The organism is Pseudoalteromonas sp. BZA4, assembly GCF_040104395.1.
Taxonomy (GTDB): domain Bacteria; phylum Pseudomonadota; class Gammaproteobacteria; order Enterobacterales; family Alteromonadaceae; genus Pseudoalteromonas.
Genome location: NZ_JBECOT010000115.1, coordinates 1 through 4,493 on the forward strand (window position 1 = coordinate 1; position 4,493 = coordinate 4,493).

Sequence of the window (4,493 nt, forward strand, 5' to 3'; positions counted from 1 at the left end):
ACGCTGAGACTATTTAAACTGCCACCAAGAAGAGAAGATAGGCGATACCCAAGACCGATAAAGCCTAAGCCATCAAAGTACCCACATAAAAAAAGAAATGCCAGTCAGCTTAACTGACTGGCATTGGCCTAAAGTGGCTGCTTTTCACTCATTGAAAATGGTTTTAAGTCGGGTAAAAACAACAAGTAAACCCACACGACTAAATTAAAGTAAGGTACTAAACCTAGCCCTGTAAATGTTTTTACCGGATACCCCTTAAAGGTCGCATTACGGTAACATTGATACGCTATCCCTAGATTCACAATCAGCAACAAAACGATTAGTTGTGTCATCACTTTTCTCCTTTATACCGCTAATAGATGGACTTAACGATGTTAAGTCATACTCAGTATGTTTAATGTAATAAGTAATGTCATGTTTATTATAGATAATCACTATAAAAACGCGACATTTTATCTTGCTGTGGATTTAAGTATAGATGAGTATTGTCAGTATGGAAGTTTAAAAACTAAGAAAAAATGTTTAAAAATGTATTAAATTTAGGCTTTTTAAGGCTAGATATTTGTTAGTTAAAAAGATTATTTTCAGATATTTTTTTCAGCTCGTCGCTAATTTTTTCAACCGGTACTGGGCGGGCAATAAAGTAGCCTTGACCATAGTCGATACCAATTTCTTTTAGCGCTAAGAATATCTCTTTGTTTTCAACATATTCAGCAACAGAGCGCTTATCAAGCGAACGGCTAATATCATTAATCGCTTTTACAAGCGCTAAATCGATTGGGTCGTTCAACATGTCGCGAACAAATGAACCATCAATTTTTACGTGTTGAGCCGGTAACTGTTTAAGGTAATTAAAGGTACTAAAGCCAGTACCAAAGTCATCAATAGAGAAGTGACAGCCTAAGCCATTCAAACGCTCGATCATGGCACGGGTTGCAACTAGGTTATTAATACTCGCAGACTCGGTGATCTCAAAAATAATGCGTGTTGGTTCAACATTGTATTCTTTTAAGCTCGATTCAATATGCGGCAGTAAGCGTTCATCTAAAAACGACTGTGCTGATAAGTTAATTGCTACTTGGTTAAGCTCTGGGTACTCGGCAACGCTCTTAATGGCATTACGAATAACACATTGGTCCATCAAGAAAGTATCGTTTAAAAGCTCTAAAGCAGGAATAAACTGATTAGGGTAGATAAGCTCATCATCAAGCTTTAAGCGTAATAGTGCTTCAAAGTAGGCGACGTGGCCGCGTTTAAAGTCCCAAATCGGTTGATAGTGCAGTTCTATAGCATCATGTTGTAATGCTTGGCGAATACTATGACCCCATTCAAGACCGGCTTGTAAACTATTGTGATGACTATCTTCTTTTGAATAACAGTGTACTAAGTTACGGCCTAAGCTTTTTGCTACATAAAGGGCGATATCAGCTTGTTTTAAACACTCACTTGGGTCGTTATTTTGCTCGGTGATTTGTGTTAAACCAATTGAGCAGCTAATTGAGTACTCTTGATCTTCTGAATGAAAGCGGTGCTTTTCAATCGCCATACAAATACTTTCTGCCACCAAGTGTGCATCGAGTAAGTTAGTATTTTTTAAGATCACGGCAAATTCATCACCACCGATGCGGCACACTAAGTGCTCATCACTAATATTCGCTGTGAATAACTGGGCAACTTCTTTTAAAACAATGTCACCTTGTTGGTGACCTTTACTGTCGTTGATGATTTTAAAGTGATCTAAATCGATATAAATCAGCGCGTGCTCTGTATCGTTACTGGTGTATTGTGCTTTACAAATACGTTGTAATTGTTGGTCAAAGTAATAACGGTTATGCAGCTCTGTGAGCGTATCGTGCAAGGCTAAATGACGAAGTTGTAGCTCTGCCTGCTTACGCTCATGAATGTTATCTATGGTGGCGGTAATAGTTGCTGAGTTTTGGCTGTTTTTAATCAGCTGTAAGCGACACTCAACCCAAATGGCATTGCCATTTTTATGTTTTAGTTGGATCTCTACCTGTTGCTGTTGCTCACCACCATGCAAAATACGCTGAATAGTATCTTGTAGCTTTGTTTTACACTCAGGTAAACAAAAGTCAGTTAATGACTTTGCTAAACTAGACTTAATGCCATAGCCCGTTAAATGCTCCCAAGCAGGGTTAATAAAGCGAATATTACCCTCTTGGTTAAACTCAAGTACCACAGTATTTAGGTGTAATAAAATACGTTGGTGGGCAGAAAACAGCTCTTTATAGCGGCTTTGACTTTGGCTTAGTTGTTCTACTTTTTGCGCAAACTCTGCATAGCTCACCATGAAATCTTCACGACGGGCAGCGTGATCACACACTTTACTCAATAACGAGTGATCGTACGGGGCGCGAATAAAATCAGTTACGCCAGATAGCAACAACTGCTCTGCATAATCTGCATCATTGTTATCAATGATGGTTACAATCGCTTGCTTTGGGTTGTGCTGCAGTATTTCGCTAATTAGCCCAGCAGCGGTATCAGAATGAGATTCAGTGGCGTCAATCAATACAATGGCAAATTTTTGCTGCAGATAGGTCGCAAGTGTCGCTTTTGTTGACGTGGTATGAGTTATCGCGAAGCTTAGTTTTAACTGTTCGCTGATATCTTCTGCTTTACGGTTATCTGTTTCAAGTAGTAATAAATTAAGGCGACTACTTTTTTCAAGGTGAGTTGATAACACGTTGGCAAGCACTTGCGGCAGCATATCTTGGCGTTCAAATGGAAGAACAGCATCAATGCCATAGCTGCGAGCCGTGGTTTCGGCTATACGTTCACAATAGATTGGCGGGGTAAGTAAAATTGGTGTGTTTTTTGGTGTTTTTAATAACCCTGAACGGATCATGCGCGAAAAGCGCCAACCATCAATCTTACCGACCTCAAGGCCTGTAATGATAATATCCACCGGGTGGCTTTTAAGAATTTTAAGCGCATCTTGAGAGTCACTGGCTTCGATAAACGTGAAGACATTAAGCTTGTTTAATGTGGTCTTAATTGTTTCACGCTCAGCAACGCTCGCGTTCAAAATTAGCAGCTTTAACTGCTTTGCCATGGCGCTACTACCTCTTACTTAACCCATGTTTAGTGAATAAGCTAGAATAATGACATTTTGCCTAATCTACAAGCAAACTTTACCCAAAAGCGGTTAATAAGTACTTAAGTTTGTAATCCTTTAAGCTAGTACCAAGTTGACGCAGGGCTTTGCTTGAGGTGGTGGGCGTATCAGAGTAAACTTGGCGCGTTTTTATTAATGAGAGATATGCTCTATGCGCGTAGCTGATTTTAGCTTTGACCTTCCTGATGAATTAATTGCTCGTTTTCCTAAAGCAGATCGAACTAGCAGTCGTTTACTGACGCTTGATGGCCCATCAGGCCAAGTTGAGCATAAAGTATTTAGTGATATTTTATCGCTCGTTAATGAAAATGACCTATTAATTTTCAATAACACCAAAGTGATCCCTGCCCGCATGTTCGGGCAAAAAGAGTCAGGCGGTAAGCTTGAAGTGCTAGTTGAGCGCGTACTCGACGAACACCGTGTGCTTGCGCATGTGCGAGCTAGTAAATCGCCAAAACCAGGCTCAAAAATCATTCTTGAAGGTAAAGCCGAAGCAATCATGGTTGCGCGTCATGGCGAGCTTTTTGAGCTTGAATTTGCCAAAGACGAAAATGTACTCGATATCCTAAACGACATCGGTCACATGCCATTACCTCCTTATATTGACCGTCCTGATAACGAGTCAGATCGTGAGCGCTATCAAACAGTTTATGGTGAAAAGCCAGGTGCCGTAGCCGCGCCAACAGCTGGCCTGCATTTTGATGATAAATTAATGGCAGCCTTAAAAGACAAGGGTATTAATATGGCCTTTGTGACCTTGCACGTGGGCGCAGGTACATTCCAGCCTGTGCGCGTTGACTCAGTTGATGAGCATGTTATGCACTCAGAGTACATCGAAGTACCAGATGAAGTGGTTAAAGCGGTAGCCGAAACTAAAGCAAAAGGTGGGCGTGTAATTGCTGTAGGGACTACCTCAGTTCGCTCATTAGAGTCAGCTGCTAAAGTGCACGGCGGCAAACTAGATACTTACTTTGGTGATACCGATATCTTTATTTACCCGGGTTATCAGTTTAATGTGGTTGATGCCATGGTGACAAATTTCCACTTACCTGAATCAACGTTAATCATGTTAGTCAGTGCCTTTGCAGGCCAAGAGAACATAATGGGAGCTTATCACACGGCTATTGAGCAGCAGTATCGCTTCTTTAGTTATGGTGATGCGATGTTCTTAACGCGCAAATAACGAAAAATAGTTTATACCCAATAAAAAGCCCAGTTTTTTAACTGTAATGCCGATCAGTTAAGCAATTGACATTTGGCATAATAGGATCAAAATCCGATGATCACAGGTCATCGGATTTTTTTTATGCCCCTTAGTCATAGCTTCGCCAATATTTCATCATTTATCGATTCT

General features: G+C 40.5%; 3 protein-coding genes. 1 reads left to right on the top strand and 2 read right to left on the bottom strand.

Annotated elements, in window-relative coordinates; genetic code table 11:
* Positions 1 to 128: 128 nt before the first annotated feature.
* Both ABMY41_RS21380 and ABMY41_RS21385 read right to left on the bottom strand, forming a co-directional pair.
* Positions 129 to 332 carry a hypothetical protein gene (locus tag ABMY41_RS21380; RefSeq protein WP_289097556.1) on the bottom strand — a complete coding sequence of 68 codons (204 nt, stop codon included), beginning with the start codon at positions 330 to 332 and terminating at the stop codon, positions 129 to 131.
* 233 nt (positions 333 to 565) lie between these two features.
* Complete coding sequence (locus ABMY41_RS21385) at positions 566 to 3,076, bottom strand: EAL domain-containing protein (RefSeq protein ID WP_349276216.1); 2,511 nt, start codon at positions 3,074 to 3,076, stop codon at positions 566 to 568.
* Positions 3,077 to 3,290: 214 nt separating this feature from the next.
* Between ABMY41_RS21385 and queA the strand changes: the two genes are divergently transcribed.
* The gene (gene queA / locus ABMY41_RS21390; protein ID WP_054563537.1) at positions 3,291 to 4,322 is read left to right on the top strand and encodes a tRNA preQ1(34) S-adenosylmethionine ribosyltransferase-isomerase QueA; all 1,032 of its coding nucleotides are present in this window, start codon (positions 3,291 to 3,293) and stop codon (positions 4,320 to 4,322) included.
* The last annotated feature ends 171 nt before the right edge of the window (positions 4,323 to 4,493 follow it).